The sequence below is a fragment of the Inquilinus sp. genome (genome assembly GCF_057815775.1).
Genome location: NZ_JBYRFX010000308.1, coordinates 1 through 5,794 on the forward strand (window position 1 = coordinate 1; position 5,794 = coordinate 5,794).

The window sequence follows — 5,794 nt, forward strand, 5'->3', positions numbered from 1 at the left end:
CGATCACCGAGGAGATCATGAAGATCGCCCTGGAGCAGGCCCGCGAAGGCCGCGTCCACATCCTGGGCGAGATGGCCAAGGCGCTGGCGGGTGCCCGCGGCGAGGTCAACAAGAACGCCCCGCGCATCACCACCTTCCAGATCCCGAAGGACAAGATCCGCGAAGTCATCGGCACCGGCGGCAAGGTGATCCGCGAGATCACCGAGACCACCGGCGCCAAGATCGACATCGAGGACGACGGCACCATCAAGGTGGCGGCGGTCGACGAGACGGCGGCCGAGGCGGCGATCAACTGGATCAAGGGCATCGTCGCCGAGCCCGAGGTCGGCAAGATCTATAACGGCAAGGTGGTGAAGGCCGTCGATTTCGGCGCCTTCGTCAACTTCCTGGGCAGCCGCGACGGCCTCGTCCACATCTCGGAGATGCGGCCGGGCCGCGTCGCCAAGGTGGCGGACGTGCTGAAGGTCGGCGACGAGGTCAAGGTCAAGGTCCTCGGCTTCGACGACCGCGGCAAGATCAAGCTGTCGATGAAGTTCATCGACCAGCAGACCGGCCAGGAGCTGTCGCGCGAAGAGCAGCAGCGCCAGGCCGACGCCAACTGAGGCTTCGGCTTCGGCGGACAAGACAAGGGGCGGCCTGCGGGCCGCCCCTTTCTGTTTGTGCCTTACCCGACAAAGCAGCAGGAAATCCCCATGACTGTCATGCCCGGACTTGATCCGGGCATCCAGAAGCTGTCGACAGTCTCTGGATTGCCGGGTCAAGCCCGGCAATGACAGGGGAAGGGAGGCTTCCAGAACGTCAGGCTGGGCTCGCGTGCTGCGAACCCAGCCCAAATCCTGACCGCCTTATGCCGGTCGCTTGAACCCGGCGGTGTCGATCGGCAGCTGCCGGATGCGCTTGCCCGTCACCGTGAAGATGGCGTTGCACAGCGCCGGGATCACCGGCGGCAGGGTCGGTTCGCCCAGGCCGGTCGGCGGGAAGTCGGTGGTCACGAACTCGACCTGGATGTCCGGCAGGCCCGGCGTCCGCGGCAGCGGGTAGGTGTCGAAATTCTCCTGTTCGACCCGGCCGCCGGTCAGCCGGATCGCCAGCCCACCCAGGGCCTGGCCCAGCCCGTCGATGATCGACCCGCGCGCCTGGTTCAGCGCGCCGGACGGGTTGACGACCTGGCTGCCGATGTCACCGGCCACCCAGACCCGCGGCACCCGCACCGTGCCGTCCGCCGCCACCGAGGCCTCGACCACCTCGGCGAAATAGCCGAGATGGCAGAAGTAGAAGGCGAAGCCCTTGGCGCTGTCGGCCGCGGCCGGCTTGGCCTGCCAATCAGCCATCGCCAGCACCTTCTCGATCACGCCACGGGCCCGGCCAGTGTGGAACGCGATCCGGGCCCCCGGCCGCAGCGGCAGCAGTCGCGACTCGCCCAGCAGGCCAAGCGTCAGGCCGGGCAGGTCAGTCCCCGCCGCCAGCGCAACCTCGTCGAGGAAGGACTGGAACGCCCAGGCCAGTGCGTTCGAACGCGGCGCCCGCATCGGGCCGGTCGGCACCACGCTGTCGATGCCGGATTGGCTGTACAGCAGGTTGGGCACCAGCAGCGCCGGCAGCTCCTGGAAGTCGAACTCGCCGCCGGAGGTCGGCTTGTCGCCCTTCATCAGGGTGACGAAATGGTCGGCGAAGGCGACCGGTTTGTTGCCGGCATCGAAGCCGGCGGTGAAGCGATGCCAGCCGGCCGGCCGGTAGAAATCGTGCTGGAAGTCCTCCGTCCGGTTCCACAGCAACTTCACCGGCGTGCCCGGCACCTGCCGCGCGATCGCCGCCGCCTGGACCACATAGTCGTTCATCAGCCGCCGGCCGAAGCCGCCGCCGATGCGCGGCATGTGCATGGTGATGGCGTCGGGCTTGAGGCCCAGCGCGTCGGCCACCAGGCCACGTCCCCGTTCCGGCAGCTGCGACGGTGCCCACAGCTCCAGTTTGCCGTCCTGGTACAGCGCGGTGCAGTTCTGCGGCTCCAGCGGCGCGTGCGACAGGAACGGGTAGGCGTAATCCGCCGTGATCCGCTTGGCGGCACCGGCCATGGCGCCGTCGGCATCGCCGGCGCGATAGGTCTCGCCCTGCGGCTTGCCGCCCTCCAGCAGCGCCTTGGCCTGGGAATCGTAGCTGTCGGTGCCCTGCGCCGCGCCGGGCCCTTCGTCCCATTCGACCTGCAGCGCGTCGCGGGCCTGGTTGGCCAGCCACCAGTTGGTCGCCAGGATGGCCACGCCATCGACCAGGCTTTCCGCCCGGCCATTGCCCTTGACCGTGAACACCTGGCGCACGCCGGGGCTGGCCCGGACGGCGTCGAGAGTCGCCGATTTCAGGGTGCCGCCGAACACCGGGCAGCGCTCATACACCGCGTACAGCATGCCGGGCAGCCGGGTGTCGATGCCGAAGATCGGCTCGCCCCTGACGATGCGCGGGCTGTCGCAGCCGCCGGTCGGGTGGCCGATGATGCGGAAGGCCGAAGGATCCTTCAGCACCAGCGTCTTCGGGTCGGGCACCGGCATCCCGGCCGCCGCCGAGGCGACCTCGCCATAGCCGAGGCTGCGCCCGCTGGCCGCGTGCAGCAGCCGGCCGGACCGGGTGGTGATGCTGTCGGGCGCGACGTCCCAGCGCTGCGCCGCTGCCGCGACCAGCAGCGCCCGCACGGTGGCGCCGACCTGGCGCATCGGCATCCAGTTGGTGGGCGTGGCCATGCTGCCGCCAGCCGTCTGCCCGCCATAGGCCGCCTCGTTCACCATCGCCTGGGTCACGGTGACCTGGTCCCAATCGACGTCGAGTTCGTCGGCGATGATCATTGGCAGGGAGGTCTTGATGCCCTGGCCGATCTCCGGGTTCTTGCCGGTGATCGTCACCCGCCCGTCCGGCGCGATGGCGACGAAGGCACCGAGCGTGCCGCCCGCCTCATCCGCCGCCGCCAGCCGCGGCAGCGTGGCCTCGATCATCAGCCCGCCGCCGACCAGCAGCGAGGTCTTGAGGAAGGCGCGCCGGCCTATCCCCGCATCTGTGCGAACGTATCCCATCAGCCGGCCCCCCCTGCCGCGGATTTCCGCTCCGCCGCCTTGAGAATGGCGGCGCGGATCCGGGTGTAGGTGCCGCAGCGACAGAGATTGCCGGCCATGGCGTCGTCGATGTCGGCCTCATCGGGCGCTGGCGTGTTGGTCAGCAGCGCCGCGGCGGACATGATCTGCCCGGCCTGGCAGTAGCCGCATTGCATCACGTCGAGCGCCAGCCAGGCCTGCTGCAGCCGCGCGCCGACATCGGTCCGTCCGATGCCTTCGATCGTGACGATCTTGGCACTCCCGACATCGCCGATCGCGGTCTGGCAGGCGCGCACCGCGGCGCCATCGAGATGCACGGTGCAGGCGCCGCACAGCCCCGCGCCGCAGCCGAATTTGGTGCCGACCAACCCGAGCTCGTCCCGTAGCGCCCACAACAGGGGCATCTCCGGCGGCGCCTCGACCCGTTCGGTCCGACCATTGATGGTGAGTTCGACAGCCATGGACAGCTCCGTCTTTCCGATCGGCCGCGCATGGAGGGATCGCCGCCTGCGCGCCGAGTCCGGGGAGGATACATTCAGTCTGTCGCAAAACTGTGCCAGGGAATCCGGGCGCCGTCCCGGGCCGTCGCAGGGCTGCGACGTCCCGCCCCGGCCGGCCGTGCCGCGGTCCGGCCTTGATCTCAAGGCACTTTGCCGCGACTTTCACCGACTGATTCGGGAATTGCGGAGAGGCCCATGTCGATGACCAAGCGTATGGCGATCCTGGGGGCTGCTGCACTGCTCGCGGGATGCCAGGGTTCGGGCCTGAGCCAGACCGTGGTGCCGACCCCGATGCCCGGCACCGCAGCAAGCTCCACCCAGTCCGACGCCCAGGGCTTCGCGCAATGGGTCGCGGCGTTCCGGACCGAAGCCGCCGGCCGCGGCATCAGCCAGGCCACGCTGGCCACCGCCTTCGACAATGTGCAGTTCCTGCCCAAGGTGATCGATTCCGACCAGTCGCAGGCGGAATTCACCAAGGCGATCTGGAGCTATCTCGACAGCGCCGTGTCGCCCGACCGCATCCGCAACGGCCAGGCGATGCTGGCGCAGTGGTCTTCGGCCGCCAGTTCGACCGAGCAGCGCTATGGTGTGCCGAAGCAGGTCATCGTCGCCATCTGGGGCATCGAGAGCAATTACGGCCAGAACTTCGGCAACATCGAGATCATCGATGCCCTGGCCACCCTGGGCTATGAGGGGCGGCGCCAGGACTTCGCCAAGACCGAGCTGTATGCCGCGCTGCAGATCCTGCAGCAGGGCGACATCAGCCGCGACCGCATGCTCGGCTCCTGGGCCGGCGCCATGGGCAACACCCAGTTCCTGCCCTCGGTGTTCCTGAACTATGCCGTCGACGCCGATGGCGACGGCCGCCGCGACATCTGGGGCAGCATCCCCGACGTGGTGGCGTCGACCGCCAACTATCTGGCCCAGTCGGGCTGGCAGCGCGGCCAGCCCTGGGGTGTCGAGGTGACGCTGCCGCCGGGCTTCGACTAGTCCTCGGCCGAGCTGACCACCCAGATGCCGGTGTCGCAATGGGCGGCGATGGGGGTCCGGCCGGTGTCCGGCCGCAACCTGCCGGCGCTCGGCGCCGCCTCGGTCATCACCCCGGCCGGTGCGCGCGGCCCCGCCTTCCTGGTCGGCCCGAACTTCAGCGTCATCATGAAGTACAACGCCTCCACCAGCTATGCGCTGGCGGTCGGCATCCTGTCCGACAGGCTGGCCGGCGGCGGCCCGGTGGTCGGGGCTTGGCCGCGCGACGAGCAGCCGCTGTCGCGCAGCGAGGTGATGGAGCTGCAGTCGCTGCTGGAGGCCAAGGGCTATTCCACCGGCGGCGCGCCGGACGGCCTGCTGGGCCCGGCGACGCGCAAGGCGATCCGCGGCTGGCAGCTGTCGAAGGGCCAGATCCCCGACGGCTTCGCCACCACGGCCCTGCTGCAAGCGGTCCGCGCCGGGTAACCGATCGATAACACGCCCGGCCCGGCCGTCTGACGGCGGTTTCTCCGCTTCCGGTGCTCACGGACGACCATGTCCACTCCGCGCCGGTTCTCGAAACCACCGCCAGCCGACTCGGGCCAAGCGCGTTCTCAATCGGTCACCGGATTGCTCAGATCTGGTCCGCGAGCGCCAGCATCCGCGCCGCCAGCACGCCGACGGCCGGGCGGGTTTCGTGCGGGCGGGTCAGCAGGTGATAGGCCAGCGGGCTGGGCACCTCGTGCTCGCCCAGCCGCACCAGGCCGCTGTCGCGCAACGCGCGGTCGGCGAAGGGTGAGCGGGCCAGGGCGACGCCCAGCCCGGCCTCGGCGGCCGCCAGCACCAGCGTGTAGTCCTCGAAGCGCCGGTCCTGCGGTCGCGGCTTCAGCGCCAGGCCGCAGGCGGCGAACCAGGCGCGCCAGCCGGTCGCGTCCGAATCATGCAGCAGCGGCGCCTGCAGCAGCGCTTCCGGCGCCGGGCCCAGCCGCCGCGCCAGGTCGGGATGTGCCACCGGGTACAGCCGCTCGGGCAACAGCCTGGTGACCTCGACATTGCGCCAGGCCCCGGTGCCGTAGCGCACGGCCAGGTCGACCTCGCCGCGTTCGACATCCGCGTTGCGGCCCTCGACCGCGATCTCGATCCGCAGCGGCGGGTCGCCCTGCTCCAGCGCCGCCATCCGCTCGAACAGCCACAGCTTGGCGAAGCTCGACACCACGCTGATCCGCACCACCTCCGACCCGCGCCGCTGGCGCC

The 5,794-nt window shown here is 69.9% G+C and carries 5 protein-coding genes and 1 pseudogene; 3 read left to right on the forward strand and 3 right to left on the reverse strand.

What is annotated here, in order from left to right; genetic code table 11:
• Positions 1–602: S1 RNA-binding domain-containing protein (locus tag AC3XYG_RS10915; protein ID WP_489139854.1), on the forward strand; the 602-nt coding region annotated here is incomplete at its 5' end.
• A gap of 243 nt (positions 603–845) precedes the next feature.
• Here AC3XYG_RS10915 and AC3XYG_RS10920 read toward each other — a convergent pair.
• Positions 846–3,056, reverse strand: a complete 2,211-nt coding sequence (locus AC3XYG_RS10920) for a xanthine dehydrogenase family protein molybdopterin-binding subunit (RefSeq protein ID WP_489139855.1) — start codon at positions 3,054–3,056, stop codon at positions 846–848.
• Positions 3,056–3,535: a (2Fe-2S)-binding protein gene (locus AC3XYG_RS10925; protein WP_489139856.1), complete on the reverse strand. Its 480-nt coding sequence runs from the start codon at positions 3,533–3,535 to the stop codon at positions 3,056–3,058. Before AC3XYG_RS10925 ends, AC3XYG_RS10920 begins: the two co-directional genes overlap by 1 nt.
• Before the next feature lie 330 nt (positions 3,536–3,865).
• Here AC3XYG_RS10925 and AC3XYG_RS10930 point away from each other — a divergent pair.
• Together AC3XYG_RS10930 and AC3XYG_RS10935 are read left to right on the forward strand one after the other, a co-directional pair.
• Positions 3,866–4,771: pseudogene (locus AC3XYG_RS10930) on the forward strand (lytic murein transglycosylase); the annotation flags it as partial.
• Positions 4,772–4,855: 84 nt separating this feature from the next.
• A complete protein-coding gene (locus AC3XYG_RS10935) occupies positions 4,856–5,026 on the forward strand; it encodes a peptidoglycan-binding domain-containing protein (RefSeq protein WP_489139858.1) in 171 nt (56 codons plus the stop codon).
• Positions 5,027–5,174: 148 nt separating this feature from the next.
• On the opposite strand, the gene AC3XYG_RS10940 is transcribed toward AC3XYG_RS10935, so the two are convergent.
• Positions 5,175–5,794, reverse strand: a 620-nt coding sequence (locus AC3XYG_RS10940) for a LysR substrate-binding domain-containing protein (protein WP_489139857.1), incomplete at its 5' end; no start/stop codon positions are given.